This is a genomic window from Marinobacter sediminum (genome assembly GCF_016820575.1).
GTDB lineage: Bacteria > Pseudomonadota > Gammaproteobacteria > Pseudomonadales > Oleiphilaceae > Marinobacter > Marinobacter sediminum.
This window is the reverse complement of the sequence record NZ_JAEMQH010000002.1, coordinates 1,055,995-1,071,240: the sequence shown is the minus strand read 5'-3', so window position 1 is coordinate 1,071,240 and position 15,246 is coordinate 1,055,995. Positions and strand designations below refer to the sequence as shown.

The following is a 15,246-nucleotide window of genomic DNA, read 5'->3' as shown; positions in this document are numbered from 1 at the left end:
CGAACTGGTCATGGGTGAGGATCTATACTCTGCCAAGCCAAAGAGCGGGCACACCGCGATCATGTTTTGATCTATCGTAAGGGACTACACACGGTTTGTCTCTCAAAAATGTAATGAATCTGAGAGCTGGGAGCTGCAGCTTTATGAATTGCTGGGAAGTACTGGGAATTGAGCCGACGGAAGACCGCCAACGAATACAGCTGGCCTACGAGCAGCAGCTGAAATTTGCCTCAGGCGAGGAAGCTGAAAAACTGAACCGTGCGTTTCGGGAAGCCACCGGAGGCGCGCCGAAGCCTGAGGCGCCGCAAGCCTCGGTAAGCGATCAGGCACCGGATTCCGAGCGCGCTCTCGATGCCAACGAGGGCCAGATTGTTCGCGAGGTTGTGATACAGATCAACGCCCTGCTGAATGATTCAGGACGAAGTCGGGATGCGGGGATCTGGAAGGCCATTCTCTGTGAACCACCCGCAGACCGGGCGCCAGTGCGCCGCGAAATTGCTCGTCAACTTGAGCCGCAGGTTCGCCCTATGGCTGAAAATGGCAGCTTACCGGCACCGGTGGCTCAGTTTCTGGGTGACTGGTTTGAATGGGCCAGTCTGCAGGACATTGTCGCGCAAGCGGAAGAGCCGAAAGCCGGAAGTGCAGAGAGGGAAGCCGAGGAAGCAGATCAGCCCCCTCAACTGGTTAACTTCTGGCCGGCGGTCATCGGCTGGATTGTTGGTCTGGCGATTCTTGCCAGTCTGTTTGGTGGCATGGGTGGAGGAGGTTAATCCTCTACGGTACCCGTCAGCGAATCCATTTTGGCCCGGTATCGCTGGGCCAGAATAGCCCCAAGTATCACCTGAATCTGGTTGTAGCACATGATCGGAAGAACGATCATTCCAAAGCCCGGATGGCCTGAGAAAAGCACTTTCGCCATCGGCAAACCAGAAGCCAGACTCTTCTTAGACCCGCAAAACACAACCGCCGCCTCATCCTGCAGACTGAAACCGAAATAGCGGACCAGCAACCGCGCAATAATCATGAACAGAGTCAGCAGCGCGACGCACAGAACAATGGTCAGGATGATCGCTTTCGCCGGCAGGTTCTGCCAAAGACCACTTTCCACGGAATGTGAAAACGCCGAATAGACAATCAGCCAGATCACGCATTTGTCGTAACGCGCCATCAACCCCTCATTGCGACCCAGAAAGCCACCCAGCCAGGGTCGCAGGGCATGGCCTACTGCGAAGGGTAGAAGCAGTTGCAGCATGATGTCCTTGAGTGCTTCAGCAATGGAGAAATCACTGGCGCCCGAGGTGCTCACCAATAGCAACAGCAGGAATGGCGTTAGCATCATCCCGAATACATTGGAGGCCGCGGCACTGCAGATGGCAGCAGGCACATTGCCCCGGGCCAGTGCGGTATAGGCAATAGAAGACGACACCGCCGAGGGCAGTACGCCCAGGTAAAGGAAGCCCAGCCCCAAATCTTTCGGCATCCAGGACGGTGCCAGGTCACTCAGGCCGTTGATCGGCAGAACCACAAGCGGGAAAAACACAAAGGTCATCGCGGTAATGAGAATGTGTAACCGCCAGTGTGTGGCGCCCGCAATGATTTGCTCACGTGACAGCGCGGCACCGTGGAAGAAGAAGAGTAGGGCAACCGCGATGGTTCCGGCCGTTGCCAGCGCCTCACCGATGTCACCCGTAGCAGGCAGCACCGAGGCAAGAACGATGGCGCCAAGCAACAGCAGGGTAAAGGTGTCGATCTTGAATTTCATGAATCAGGATTCCCGGTCTTGCAGAGCCTGAAGGCTGGGTTGAAGTAGGGCTCTGGCCAGTTGTTCCGCTTTTACTGAGTCCCGGCGACGAACGGCGGCCAGCAACAGTTCGTGGTCTTCCTGGGAGGGCTCAGGCAAATCGGCTTCGGTTTCCGTGCGCTCGATGGTTTCCCGGATGCCATGGGAAAAGTAATCGTAGAGCTCAGAAAGGGCGGAGTTATGGGATGCCGCCACCAGGCCATGGTGAAACGCTTGATCGTGTCGAACCCTGTCCGCCACCGATGCGCCCGCTTTGGCGCGGGCATCCAGTGCTTCTTCCATCACGCGCAAGTCTCGATCGGTCCGTCGCGTAGCTGCGAGTTTGGCGGCTTCGGTCTCGAGCATCAGGCGCACCTCCAACTGGTCGGCGAGGTGGGTCCTGCTGATTTTTCTCAGGGTTTCGCCTGCGTCGCGGGTAGAGCGAACGTAGGTGCCATCACCCTGGCGTGTCTCCAGTATTCCCACATGAACCAGAACCCGCACCGCTTCACGCACGGTGTTTCTGCTTACGCCCAGCGCTTCGGAGAGTTCGGACTCCACGGGCAGCTTGCTGCCAAGGGGCCAGTGTTCGGATTCGATGGCTTGCCTGAGGCTTTCGATGGCGGTATCAACCAGGGAGCCTTTGCGTATCTTTTCGAGCATGTGTCAATCATCCTATAACCAATAAACCAATCATCCTATGAATTATAGTCGGCTGCAAGCCGCCGTCAGTGCTGAATCAGGAGACTGAGATCAGTAGGTGCGCTCAGGCGTTCCGGGGCGGGTCAATAAACTGATAATCGGCGGTGTCCACGCGGCGGGTGGCCAGCCGGTAGGTGAAGGTGAACCCAGGCCAGTTCACCGTATTCTTACCGTTGGCATCCAGATACCAGGATGAGCAGCCAGAGCTCCAGACGCTGTGCTCCAAGCCTTCCTGAACGACTGACGAAAATCGTTCTTGCCGATCCTCGCGCACATCCATGGCCGAACCGGGGTATTTTTTCAGGGCCTCGAGGGCGTCCAGCACGTAGCGAATCTGGGATTCCAGCATGAACACGATGGAGTTGTGGGCAAGGTTGGTATTCGGGCCATAGAGCATGAACAGGTTAGGAAAGCCGCTCACGGTAATGCCTTTGAAGGCCGACGCGCCGGCTTCCCAGGCCTTGTTGAGGCTCATGCCGGCGCGACCGGAGATTTCCATCGGGGCCAGAAAATCCGAAGCCTTGAATCCGGTGCCGCAAACAATCGCATCGACCGGGTAGTGCTGACCGTCGCGGGTGACGACACCGTCAGTATCAATGTGATCGATAGCGTCGGTCACCAGTCTGACATTGGCCTGGTTGATGGCTGGATACCAATCATTGGAAATCAGGATACGCTTGCAGCCGATCTGGTAATCCGGAATCACGTGTTTCAGTTTTTCCTGATTGGTCACATGGTTTCTGGCCTCACGACGGGCCTGGCGGGCGAAGATTCCCAGCAAACCCTTGAACTTGGTAACGGCCAGGGCCCGGCTTTCGTTCTTCCAATAGATCAGATAACGGTAGAGGCGATCCCAGGCCGGTACGGCACGGAACAGTGATTGCTCCCACGGTCGGAACGGCCGGTCCGGTTTGGGAAGCACCCAGGGGGCCGAACGTTGAAACAGATTCAGGGATTTCACTGTTTTCGCCAGTTCCGGGACAAACTGGATGGCACTGGCGCCGGTGCCAATCACCGCGACGCGTTTGTTGGCAAAGTCGTAACTGTGGTCCCAGCGGGCGGAATGAAACAGCTTTCCTGTAAACCGCTCCATGCCTGCAATTTGGGGCCAGGCGGGCTGATTCAGTTGACCGGTGGCGGTGATCATCACATTGGCCGTCAGTTCCTCGCCATTGGCTAACGTAACCTTCCATTGATTGCGGGCATCATCGAAACGGGCCTTGCTGACCGGGCAGCTGAAACGGATGTGGTTCGACAATGCGTATTTTTCAACGCAATGCTCCATGTACCCAAGGATTTCATGCTGGAGTCCGAATTTGCGGGTCCAGTCGTGTTTAGGCTCAAACGAGTAGGAGTAGAAGTGGGACTGAACATCGCAGGCGGCGCCCGGATAGGTATTATCTCGCCAGGTGCCTCCTACACTTGAGCCTTTTTCAAGCACCGTGAAAGAATCGATCCCCGCTTTTTTGAGCTTAATGGCCATTCCCAGCCCGCCAAAACCGGCACCAATGATAATAATGGACGGGTACGACGCGGTATTGGATCTGGTCATGCAAGGGGCTCGATACGTTTATTGTTTGAGGTGTTTGACCTCGAGTATACGGGGCTGCCCAGGTCGATTGGATGACATCTTTCACCACATTCGCTAGTCAGAATGACCAATTTGCCGAGCTGGTCAGCAACTCTTCTGCGGGCTGAGACAGAAGACGGGTCAGAAGCGGTGGCTCAAACTGTCGTCGAATACTGACCGCATAGAACTCCTCGAACACACCGGGCAATGCGCCATAGTCGTGAAGGGCGCCGGACTTCAATTCATCCCTGACCACGACAGGTGGCAAGACGGCAATGTGGTGAGTGTCTCTCGCCAGAAGCCGCATCATCGCCATGTCGTCTACCTCCGCAACAATGCGAGGGCTAAGCTTGTGATAATCACAGAGCTGGTCAAAGGCATGGCGAATGTTATTCTCCCGGCCCGGCACGATCAGGCTCCGGTTGGCCAGCAGGTCTGAAAAAGATCCTCTGCTGGCTTTATCAGGGCGACCAATCAGGCTTACTGGCTGTCGGGCGATGCGTCGCGAGCGCCAGGGGTTTTCTTCATCCCCTTGTACGGGTTGATTCGACAACAGCAAATCCAGGCGGTGTGCGGACAGCCTGCGAAGCAGGTCCTCGAGAGTGCCGCTCTGAAGGATGAGCTCCAGGTCTTCCCGACCCAGTAAGGGTCGGAGAAACCCCTCCTGAAAATTTCGCGACAGGGTGGCTACAGCGCCTATTTTAAGGCTTTCCCGATTCGTTTGTGCGCCCGAGCGGAACAGCTCGGTCAACTCCTCGCCTTGCCTGAAGATCTCTTCTGCATACTCAAATGCCACGCGCCCGGCTTCAGAAAGCTTCAGCCTTCGTCTCTCCCGAATAAACAGGTCGTAACCGAGACTGTCTTCCAACTTCCGAATTTGACCAGAGAGAGCGGACTGAGACACGTGTAAGGATTCGGCTGCGCGAGTGAGGTGGCCCGTTTTCGCGACCGTCCAGAAGTAGAAAAGGTGGTGGTAATTGAGTCGCATGCAAGGGGCCTCAAAGGTGTTCTTCATAAGAGAACGATTCAATCGTTATAAACCATTTTTTATATCAATTCATCCCCGGCAAAGTACATCGCATACTTGTGGGGAGGCGTTTATGCAGGAATATCTTACTTTTTTGTCCATACCGGCCTTGCTGGTTTGGCTGATTTTGCCGGTTGCTTTATTGCTATTAGCGGCGTTCAGCGGCTGGACGAGCAGTTCGTCAAAACAGGACCATTGCTGGCGGATAGCATCCCGCCTTTTTGAAGCGTCGATGGTGTCGACTGTAATGGTAGGCATGCTGTTGTTGTTGGGCGCAGGAATGCCTGAGCTGGGTCGCCAGTTTGGTCTGTATCCGGATGGGCTCGCGGTCTGGATGGCGCTGCTGGTTGCCTTCATTGGATGGGTCATCCTGAGATACGCCGATAATTACCTTCGGGGCGATCCAGTGCGGACTCGGTTCTTGCCATGGTTTCTGACTACACTGGCCAGCGTGCTGTTATTGCTCTTCACCGATAACCTTCTGGTCCTGGCGGGTGCCTGGGTGGGCGTCAGCCTGGCTTTGCACCATTTGCTGACACTCTATGGGCATCGTCCGGAGGCGCGGCTGGCGGCTCTCCAGAAATGTATCATCAGCCGGGTGGGGGACTTTTGCGTAATCAGTGCGGTGCTGTTGCTGTACCGGCACTACGGTACCTTCCATCTTCCGGAAATGCTTCAGATGGCGGGTAATGGGGCTTACGGCACCTTCGCATTGGATGCGGCCAGTGTTCTGTTTGCGGTTGCCGCCATTCTAAAGTGCGCGCAAATTCCCTTTCACGGCTGGCTGTTGCGGGTTATGGAAGCGCCTACTCCGGTTTCAGCATTGCTGCACGCGGGGGTCATCAACCTGGGAGGGTTCCTCTGGCTTCGGCTTTTCCCGGTGTTTGAGGGTTTTACCGCCGGGCATCTCCTGTTGCTGACTATCGGTGGGCTTACGGCCGTTGTTGCGGTTCTGGCGATGATGAGCCAGTCCTCTGTGAAGCACGCGCTGGCATGGTCAACTTCGGCTCAAATGGGCTTTATGCTTTTTGAAATTGGTATGGGCGCTTATACCCTCGCATTTCTGCACCTGCTGGCACACTCCCTTTATAAAGCTCATTCGTTTTTGGCATCGGGTCGCACGGTGGCTGCCTCGAGTGTCATGCCAATCCGGAATGCCAGTACACCGCTGCGCCTGAGTTGGGCGTTAACTGCAGGAAGTGTGGCGGCTGTGGTTTTATGGGGTATTCCAAGTCTTGCTGGCAATAACCCTGTTCTGGGCGGTGTTCTGGTTCTGGCGATCAGCGGTGCGGTAGCTGGAATTCCTTCCGGAACCCCAATCGGCAACAGGCTCCTGCTCAGTTCTCTGGCCCTGGCGTTGTTGCCCATCTACGCCGCACTGCATTGGCTGGTGGATCCAGTCCTTCTCCAACCAATGCAGTTCCAATTGCCGTTCAGCGCCCTGGTAATCGGCACGCTGGTGTTACTCACCCTTTTGCTGCTCTCCTCAGTGATTGCGTTCAGTCCTGAAGGCCGTGTCACCACGTTGCTCAGAATCCATGTCAGCCATGGATTCTATCTTATGCTGCCGTTTGATCGCCTGACGGCTCGGCTCTCCCGCCGCATCCGGGACCAACATACCGATACTTTGCCATCAAAAAGCGGTTTGGCTTCACTGGGAGAAAAGTCATGTTGAACACAGCCTTGTCCGGTAAGAGAGCAGAGTTTGCTGGGTGGCCTCGCCCCCCCGAGGCACTCCCGTCTTGCTCAGTGGTTCCGCCCAGTTGGCCGTTGAATCGTTGGATTGCGGTAAACCTATGGTGGGGTGTCAGGCACCTTCCGGCGGAGCAGGCCAGCCAAATACCCGGCGTTCTCTCAAAGACCTCATTGCTCATGCCCCTGGCTTTCTATCGGAATGCCTGGCGAGGTGGGCGTATCAAAGAGGAGGATCTTAGTGCGGCTATCGAAGAGCTGGGAAGTTATTTGCAGGTTGAACAGCTGTTCCTGGCATTGGATAAAGACGAGGCAGGCGTAAGTCAGGCTACTCCGTTAATGCTAAGCCAGATCTCCTCGGCTGGTGGCGTGCCAGCCATCCAAACGATTCGAGAGCAGGTGGCGCGGGCATGCGGATTGTTTTTTGACCAGCGACAGTCACAGGGTTTTTTACGAGACACGCCGCATTCGTTGTTTCAGAGCTGGCTGGAGCAGTCCATCCACGACCTAACTCTTGATCACAAAGTCGGCATTAAACGTGCTCGAAAAAAATTAAAGTCGATTCCTAAGAACCACCTGCAAGCATATGCCTGGGCGCATAAAACTCTTGCTCTTTCAGGCTCGGACGTTGATCAACTCGCGTCCAGATTGGTGTTCGAATTGGTGGGCTGGGCATCCTGGTGCCGAGGTGTGGACTGGAGAGAAGGTCTTGAAGGACGAGAAAGCAGCATGGCTGGCGAGCTCTTAGCCGTACTTCTGGTTTGGGAGGCCATCGCAGTGGAGGGCGCAAGCACAGACCAGCGCTACAAATGGCAGCGGGCGTGGAGCCGGTTCCGTAGCCATGCTCCTGTTACCGGCTCAGGGGAGTCGCTCCACGATGCGGCATGGGTTTGGCACCGGGCGTTTGAGTACGGCTACAAGCGCCAGCTGGTTGAATCTCTGTTTCACAGTGCCCGGGGCGCCGAGCCTGCAGCGCGTCATTCCAAACCTGCTGCGATTCAGGCGGTGTTCTGTATCGATGTCCGCTCAGAATTGATGCGACGTCGTCTTGAGGAGTGTTCTGCGAATATTGAAACCATAGGCTTTGCCGGGTTCTTTGGCATGCCCATTATGCACCAGACGCTCGCGCCTAGAGACAGTGAAGTCAGACTGCCTGGCTTGTTGGCTCCGGCCTACCGACTGTTGGATTCCACCGGCAGTCCGGAGCAGGATCTGAGACTCCGCAGAGCCGCAGATTCCCGCGAAACTATCCGGCAGTCGGTTCGAAGAGCCAAGTACAGCAGTTTCTCGAGTTTCACTTTGGTGGAGAGTACCGGGCTGGCCTGGGCATGGAAGCTCCTCCGCGACAGCCTGAACCAAACCGAAAAAAAGGAGCCGAGTTATACGCCGACCAATCGTCGCCTATACCACCGCCATGATGGCGATCCGGTTTCTGATAGCGAGCGGGTCAGCCTGGCTGAAAAAATGCTCCGGGGGATGTCGAAGACTAAGGACTTCCCGTCGTTATTGGTGTTCGTGGGCCACGGCAGCGAAAGTGACAACAATCCGCATCAGTCGAGCCTGGCTTGTGGTGCATGCGGAGGGCAGAACGGTGGGTTGAACGCCAGTGTGGCCGCTGAGTTGATTAACGATCCGGTCATTCGTGCTGGCCTGGTTGGAAGAGGGATTCGTATTCCGGATTTCACCATTGCCGTTGCCGCTGAGCATTGTACGGTAACTGACCGGGTCACAATCCTGCAGAGGGATTGGATCCCGAATGCCTATCTGGATGCTGTGGTTCGGTTGGAGCAGAGCTTTGAAGAAGCGGGCCGTCGCACCCGCCGAGAACGTGCAACCGCGCTTGGGCTCAATGGCCTTAATGACGAAACTTTGCTGGATGCGATGGTGAAAAAAACATCAAGCTGGTCTGAAATCCGGCCTGAATGGGGGCTCGCCAACAATGCGGCAATCATTTTCGCAAAGCGGTCTTGCACTCGAGGTATTGATCTCCAGGGCAGGGTTTTCCTGCACGACTACGATCCGGTTTTGGATGACGATGGCACGGTACTCGAGGCATTGATGACAGCACCGATGATTGTTGCCAACTGGATTAACCTGCAGTATCTGGGATCAGTCTCGGCTCCAGATACCTTCGGAGCAGGTAACAAGTTGCTGCATTCAGTGGTCGGCGGAAACCTGGGAGTCGTCGAGGGTAATAACCCTGACTTGCGCCTGGGCTTGTCATTTCAATCGGTCCATGACGGCAAAAAGTGGCGGCACGAGCCTATCCGGCTTCATGTGGTCATTGATGCCCCGGCGGAACGAATAGAGCGGGTTTTGAAACAGCAGACTGAGGTCAGGCAATTGGTCGAGAATCGATGGCTTTGGCTGTTTCGGTGGGGAGATGGAGGGTTGGAGCACTACCGGAATGGTAACTGGAACGTCAGTTGAATAGGGCAGCCAGGCTGCCCATCTGACATTCGATCTTACGCCTGAAATTCTGCGTTCAGCAGCTCCGGCTTTTTCAGGGCCTTTTGGAACAAATCCCGCTCTTCAGCGATGGCCATGGCACATTGCTCTGCCTGGTCGTCGCTTAAACCTTCAACCTTTCGGCTTAGAAATACCTGTATTTCTTCCGCCAGCTCCAGAATTTTATCCCGAGCATCGGCATCGGCTTTAGACGTAAAGAGCATGGTGTCAGGATGTTTAAGCGCCATATCAAGGCCGTCCCTCTCGGAAAAATAGACTGCTTGTACCGCCATGGTCACTCCTCGCAGTGAATGCGTTATACTGTATAAAAAGACAGTATAACGGAAGTGGGCCGGTCGCGACAATAAAGTTTCCGGCTGCACCTGCTATTTATCAGTTACAAAAATTCACATCCCGTTCTAGAGTTAAAACGTAGAGTGCACCGTTAGATTTCTGGTTGGGCGGGGGCCCCGGAGACTTATGATTTTGGCGCGTGTTGTGTTCAATAAAGTGAAGCTGCGATGACCAAATCGAGCAAGTTGTGGTGGGCTGTAGTTGCTCTTATTGCGGGGGTCGGCCTCAGCCTTGTATTGGGTCGCACTTTGTATACGGAAGAAACCCGCGCTATTAACAAAGAGTTCGAGGCCGACATCGCCCAGTTGTCGGCGGTGTTTGAGCGCGAAGTCCTCCTCAATCTTGAGATACTCAATGCACTCAAGGATGCAGTAGCCGTCCTTCCGGAGATGACGTCCCAGCGCTTTTCAGTGCTCACGCGAAGAATACTTGAGCGCTCGCCTACGATTCAGGCCTTTGCCTGGGCGCCACTGGTTCTGCACGACGATGTGCCCGCATTTACGCTTCGCCAGCGCGATGAATTTGTGAACTTTGTGATCATGGAAGCCTCTGAAACCGGCCTTCGGCAGGCACAGGAGCGGCCCTGGTACGTTCCGGTCCAGTACATTGAACCCTTGTCCGAAAATCGTTCCGCCCTGGGTTTTGACCTTGCCAGTGAAACCTTACGTTTGGCGGCGCTGCTAGCGGCCAAGGATTCGGGCAAGATTGCTGCCACTGCAGGTATTCGCCTGGTACAGGAACCGGATAATCAGAAAGGTTTCCTGGTGTTTGCACCGCTTTACCGGGCACCAGCCGACATTCGCGCGCTTAATGACGGCGTGCAGCACTATGGATTTATTAACGGTGTCTTCCGGGTTGGCGAGCTGGTTGACCAGGCGATCGGTGAGGAACTGCATGAGGACATCCTGTTTGAAGTCTATGATCGTTCGGGCTCAGATAGTGTGTTGCTTTTCAGTAGTGGAAATTCCTCGGACCAAAACTGGCATTCTGAGGGTCGGTACGAATCACCGGTGTTTGATATCGCCGGTCGCCAGTGGGTAGTAGAGGCCGTGCCGTCCATCAACTTTTACCAAAGTAGGCGAGGTGCCTTTCCATTTTTCGTCAGCTCGGTGGGTATCGTGCTATCGGGGCTGGTCTTCGGGTATGTCCTGCTGAGCGATCGCAAGAACACTGAACTTCGCGAGGCCAAGGCGAAGCTGGAGAGAATTTCCCTTACCGATTCTTTGACCGGGCTTGCTAACCGTCGCCATTTTGATGCTTATCTGGAGCGGGAATATCGCCGAGCCGTAAGGCAGGGAACGGCGCTGACGCTGGTGATGCTGGATATCGACCAGTTCAAGGAATACAACGATCACTACGGACACCCGGCCGGTGATGCCTGTTTGAAACAGGTGGCGGATGCGTTAGGTGAGGTGGTGCATCGGCCGGCGGATCTGGCGGCGCGTTACGGTGGGGAAGAGTTTGCCCTTGTGCTACCAGATACCGCTGACGGTACCGAGGTTGCCGAATCTTGCCGCCAGGTAATTGAAGCTCTCAGCATTCCACACGAGGCGTCGACAGTTGCGGATGTGGTGACCATCAGCGTGGGCATCGCTGTGTTAACCCCCGAGACGTGGCACCAGAACCTGACCGACCTGCTGCATCGCGCCGATGAGGCGCTGTACGAGGCCAAGGAGTCAGGTCGAAACCAGGTGTGCCGGGCGTAACTCAGTAGCGCAGCAGTGCAGAACCCCAGGTAAAGCCGCCGCCAAAGGCTTCCAGAAGCAGGACCTCATTGCGCTGGATGCGACCATCCCGAACCGCAACGTCGAGTGCCAGCGGAATGGAGGCGGCCGAGGTGTTGCCGTGTTCGTTCACGGTAACCACCACTCGATCCATTGGCATATTCAGTTTCTTGGCCGTTGCCGAGATGATCCTGAGATTGGCCTGATGGGGCACCAGCCAGTCTACGTCAGATTTCTGCATCTGATTGGCGTTAAGGGTTTCGTCGACGATCTTCCCGAGGGTATTGACGGCTACCTTGAAGACTTCGTTGCCTTTCATTTCCACAAAGGCCTTACCGGCTTTGACCTGGTCGTAACCGTCGGCAATGCCGCAGGGCACATGGAGCAGGTCTTCGTAATGACCGTCGGCGTGGATATGGGTGGAGAGAATGCCGGTTTCCTCATTGGCCTCCAGAACCACCGCACCAGCGCCATCGCCGAACAGCACGCAGGTTCCCCGGTCTTCCCAGTTGATAATGCGGGAAAACACTTCCGCGCCAATCACCAGGGCTTTTTTACTGCTTCCGCTCTTGATGAACTTTTCCGCGGTAGCCAACGCATAGACAAAACCACTGCATACCGCCTGGATGTCAAAGGCAGGGCAGCCACGGATGCCGAGGCGAGCCTGCAGGATGCAAGCGCAGCTGGGAAAAATTTTGTCGGGCGTTGAGGTCGCAAATACGATCAGATCAATATCGCCAGGTTCAATGCCGGCGGCTTCAATTGCGCGACGGGCGGCAGGCTCGGCCAGATCAACGGTGGTCTGGCCCTCCACGGCAATGTGTCGACGTTCAATGCCAGTGCGCTCCCGAATCCATTGGTCGGTGGTATCGACCATCTTTTCGAGGTCCTGATTAGTAACGATATTCTCAGGCAGGTAAGAACCAGTGCCGGCAATTCGTGCAAACGTCATTCGTGCGTGTCCCGAGCTATGCTGTGTTTCGTAAACCCATGCTATACCCACCAAGCACAGAGCGTTATTAGCGATTTGTCAAAGGCCCCCCGAAAATGGCAGCCTCAGCTATTATAAAGAAGCCACCGAACCAAACTCAGAGTCGGAGAGGAGAGCACCGTTATGGGAATTTCCAGTCACGAGCTTCACGAAGAGTTTCCTCAGTACAGCGATCTGATCGATCAGTTGAAAACCAACGACCCCAAGTTCGGGGACAAGTTCAAGCAGTACTCAGAGCTGGACCAGGAAATAGAGGGGCTGGAAAGGCGTGATGCGCCAATTGGAGATGACAAACTTCATCGTTTAAAGCAAAAACGGGCACACCTTAAAGACCAGATTTATCAGACTCTGGTTCAGAATGGACACGCCTCCTGAGGAACACTCACGAACACTGCAAGGCCGGGCCATTACAGGCCCGGTTTTTATTTCGTCAAATACGTTAAACCGGCCGTAAAACGGCTCTGATAGGTGTTTCCAAGTATTCAGGCTGTAATGTCAAGTCATTAGAATAGGTGCTTATTCAAATAGGGTTTTGAACGCCGAAACTCATGACTACTGAAACTGGAGATACGATATGAAAAGAGCTGCATCTTTCTACAAAGGCTGGCGTATGAAGCGCAACTTCGTGCACCTGGTGATGACCACTGATCGTCGCCTGCTGAATGACGTTGGTTTCTCACCTGACGTGGTTCACCAAAAGCTGAACACACCTTTCTGGAAGTTTTAATCGCTGGCAGTCGCGCCCGGGGTTTAGGTGGGCTTGGGGCAGAGGCCTCAGTCAGCCCCGGGCGCTGTTAAGATCGTCAGATGAGACCTTCGTCAGTCGATTTTACTTTCTTTACTTCAACCGAAATACCTTTCCTCATCAGACCTTGAATCGACGAACCAAGTCGGTCAGATCTTCAGCCATATCTGCCAGTGATTTGCTGGACTCATTTACTTGCCCAATGTCATCTGCAAGCTTATCAATTGCACCACTACTAGCCTCAACGTTCTGCGTCATTTCCGCTGCTGTTGCGCGCTGTTGCTCGGTAGCACTGGCAATTTGTGTTGTCATTTCCACGATGCGCTGAACAGCTGACAGGATGTCCGATAGCGCTTTACCAGATTGGCCGGCCTCGTCTGTCGCTTCACCCGCCATTTGCTTAGCTCTACTCATGTCCACGACAGCCCCTGCCGCGCCTTGCTGAATATTGGACACAATTCGCTCGATATCAACGGTGGAGTCTTGGACCCGTTTGGCGAGCCCCCGGACTTCATCGGCTACAACCGCAAAGCCGCGGCCCGCTTCTCCAGCACGAGCAGCTTCAATAGCGGCGTTCAGTGCCAGCAGATTGGTTTGTTCTGCAATGTTTTGAATCACTTCCAGAACGCTTCCGATTTCTCCCGATTCATCTTCCAGCTTTTGAATGCGCTTGGAAGCCTCTTCCACCTGGCTCGCCAGATTAGATACGGCGTTGATGGCAGTAGTAACGGTTTCTTGTCCCGTTTCAGCCAATGAAGCCGCCTCGCGTGCAGACTCATCCGTGTCGCTCGTATTTGATGCAATTTCTTCGGAGGTAGACACCATTTCCTGCATGGCGGCTGATACCTGAGTGATTTGGTCCCTTTGTTGTTCAGAGTTGGCTGTCGTTCTTTCGGTGATGCCCGATAGAGATTCGGACTCGGTCGTTAGCTGACGCGAAGATTTAACGATCTTGGAAATAGTGTCTTCAAGTGTTTCAAGGAACGAGTTTACAGCGTTGATGAAATCTCCAACCTCGTCCGGACGACCTCTGCTTAGGCGGGTGGAAAGGTCACCCTTGTTATTGCCGATGTCTGTCAGGTATCCGAGGATTTCCTGGCGTGCGCGCTTCACACTTGAGCCCATCAAACGGCTCATCAATACTGCGACGATCAGCCCAAGCACGACCGACACTGAAAATGCGGAGACAGTGAACTGCAGAGCCTTATCCGTCTCAGCATCAGCATCGTCTGCTACCATTTCCAGCGAACCAAAAACACTGTGCTCAAGGTCCCGTGCCATTGCGGCGATTTCTGGTCCGAGTGTATCCAGCTGCTGGGTCTTGACCTGAATCACTGTTGCCTGTTGGACCAATAATCTCTCAACAGAAGACTGATACTCCTCCAGTTCAGATACGGCGGTGTCGAAATAACCCCTAACGAAATCTGGAACATCGGAGGCGTCGATCAAACCTAATGCATCCTGGAGATCCTCGATAGCATAGCCCAGTGCTTTTCGCGAAGACTCGTCACCGTCTGCAAAGTAACGCTGCGCAGCCATGCGCATTAACAATGCGTCGCCCAAGAGCTGTTCAAGCACGGCCCTTAGGCGGCTCTCCGGGTCTCGGTTGGCCACGCCATCAAGTGCTCGTCGTAACGCACTCGAGGCGTTTGGACCATGAACATCCAGCTCATCCTTGATAATTGAAAGCACCTGCTTTTTCGCTGGAACCAGCTCATTTTTAAAGGCTGAGGCGTACTGCTTCATGGCAGCATCAATGTCATCAACAAGCTGTGCACGCTCCGGGTTCTGAATATCTTCCTGAGCTGCCGCCATCCGCGCGTCAAATTCAGTTTCGAGTTCCGCAAAAGACGAGAGGAGGGCCTCGTTGCCAGTAGAGTAGTAGTCGAACACTCGCAGTCTCATGCGGTAAAGATTAATCAATGCCTCCGTCGCTGTAGCGGTATCGGGTGCAAGGTCCCTCGCTACAGTGTTCATGCGCTCATCAAGTATTTGAAATTCCCGAACGCAATAAAACGTGACGAAGGCAAACAACAGCAGAATGAACACAGGGGCAATAAGGAGTTTTCCAGGTACACCCAGTTTTCGCTCAACAGTTTCCAGGGTAGAGGCAGCCATCTTTTTACCTTCTAGTTGTTCTAGTGATTGCTAACTTAACGGCCGATTAGAACCAAACTGAAGAAGATAGGCCAGATAAATCTTTGGCCTTTAGT

General features: G+C 54.6%; 13 protein-coding genes. 6 read left to right on the top strand and 7 right to left on the bottom strand.

Annotation, left to right across the window (positions count from 1 at the left end; all coding sequences use genetic code 11):
* The first annotated feature begins 143 nt into the window (after positions 1–143).
* Entirely contained in the window at positions 144–770 is a 627-nt protein-coding gene (locus FGO67_RS11675; RefSeq protein WP_203300847.1) for a J domain-containing protein, read from the top strand.
* Here the strand turns inward: FGO67_RS11675 and FGO67_RS11670 are convergent.
* From FGO67_RS11670 to FGO67_RS11655, 4 genes are all read right to left on the bottom strand, one after another.
* A complete protein-coding gene (locus FGO67_RS11670) occupies positions 767–1,762 on the bottom strand; it encodes a bile acid:sodium symporter family protein (protein ID WP_203300846.1) in 996 nt (331 codons plus the stop codon). The genes FGO67_RS11675 and FGO67_RS11670 overlap by 4 nt on opposite strands.
* A gap of 3 nt (positions 1,763–1,765) precedes the next feature.
* Positions 1,766–2,443, bottom strand: coding sequence for a FadR/GntR family transcriptional regulator (locus tag FGO67_RS11665; RefSeq protein WP_203300845.1), 678 nt, complete (start codon positions 2,441–2,443; stop codon positions 1,766–1,768).
* A 103-nt stretch (positions 2,444–2,546) separates the two neighbouring features.
* Complete coding sequence (locus tag FGO67_RS11660; RefSeq protein ID WP_203300844.1) at positions 2,547–4,034, bottom strand: flavin-containing monooxygenase; 1,488 nt, start codon at positions 4,032–4,034, stop codon at positions 2,547–2,549.
* A 97-nt stretch (positions 4,035–4,131) separates the two neighbouring features.
* Positions 4,132–5,040, bottom strand: coding sequence for a LysR family transcriptional regulator (locus FGO67_RS11655; RefSeq protein ID WP_203300843.1), 909 nt, complete (start codon positions 5,038–5,040; stop codon positions 4,132–4,134).
* On the opposite strand from FGO67_RS11655, the gene FGO67_RS11650 reads away from it, so the two are divergent.
* Positions 5,039–6,754: an NADH-quinone oxidoreductase subunit L gene (locus FGO67_RS11650; protein WP_238942435.1), complete on the top strand. Its 1,716-nt coding sequence runs from the start codon at positions 5,039–5,041 to the stop codon at positions 6,752–6,754. The genes FGO67_RS11655 and FGO67_RS11650 overlap by 2 nt on opposite strands.
* Positions 6,748–9,201: a DUF2309 domain-containing protein gene (locus FGO67_RS11645; RefSeq protein WP_203300842.1), complete on the top strand. Its 2,454-nt coding sequence runs from the start codon at positions 6,748–6,750 to the stop codon at positions 9,199–9,201. The genes FGO67_RS11650 and FGO67_RS11645 overlap by 7 nt, the downstream gene beginning before the upstream one ends.
* A 35-nt stretch (positions 9,202–9,236) precedes the next feature.
* Here FGO67_RS11645 and FGO67_RS11640 read toward each other — a convergent pair whose 3' ends face one another.
* Positions 9,237–9,512: a YebG family protein gene (locus FGO67_RS11640; RefSeq protein ID WP_203300841.1), complete on the bottom strand. Its 276-nt coding sequence runs from the start codon at positions 9,510–9,512 to the stop codon at positions 9,237–9,239.
* 228 nt (positions 9,513–9,740) lie between these two features.
* Here FGO67_RS11640 and FGO67_RS11635 point away from each other — a divergent pair, with 228 nt between their 5' ends.
* A complete protein-coding gene (locus FGO67_RS11635) occupies positions 9,741–11,279 on the top strand; it encodes a CHASE domain-containing protein (protein WP_203300840.1) in 1,539 nt (512 codons plus the stop codon).
* A 1-nt stretch (position 11,280) separates the two neighbouring features.
* On the opposite strand, the gene FGO67_RS11630 is transcribed toward FGO67_RS11635, so the two are convergent.
* Positions 11,281–12,249, bottom strand: a complete 969-nt coding sequence (locus FGO67_RS11630; RefSeq protein ID WP_203300839.1) for a beta-ketoacyl-ACP synthase III — start codon at positions 12,247–12,249, stop codon at positions 11,281–11,283.
* A 162-nt stretch (positions 12,250–12,411) separates the two neighbouring features.
* Between FGO67_RS11630 and FGO67_RS11625 the strand changes: the two genes are divergently transcribed.
* Together FGO67_RS11625 and FGO67_RS11620 are read left to right on the top strand one after the other, a co-directional pair.
* Positions 12,412–12,663, top strand: a complete 252-nt coding sequence (locus tag FGO67_RS11625; RefSeq protein WP_203300838.1) for an HP1242/YdcH family protein — start codon at positions 12,412–12,414, stop codon at positions 12,661–12,663.
* Between the two features lie 199 nt (positions 12,664–12,862).
* Positions 12,863–13,015 carry a hypothetical protein gene (locus tag FGO67_RS11620; protein WP_169745954.1) on the top strand — a complete coding sequence of 51 codons (153 nt, stop codon included), beginning with the start codon at positions 12,863–12,865 and terminating at the stop codon, positions 13,013–13,015.
* Positions 13,016–13,153: 138 nt separating this feature from the next.
* On the opposite strand, the gene FGO67_RS11615 is transcribed toward FGO67_RS11620, so the two are convergent.
* A complete protein-coding gene (locus FGO67_RS11615) occupies positions 13,154–15,151 on the bottom strand; it encodes a methyl-accepting chemotaxis protein (protein WP_203300837.1) in 1,998 nt (665 codons plus the stop codon).
* Between the last annotated feature and the right edge of the window lie 95 nt (positions 15,152–15,246).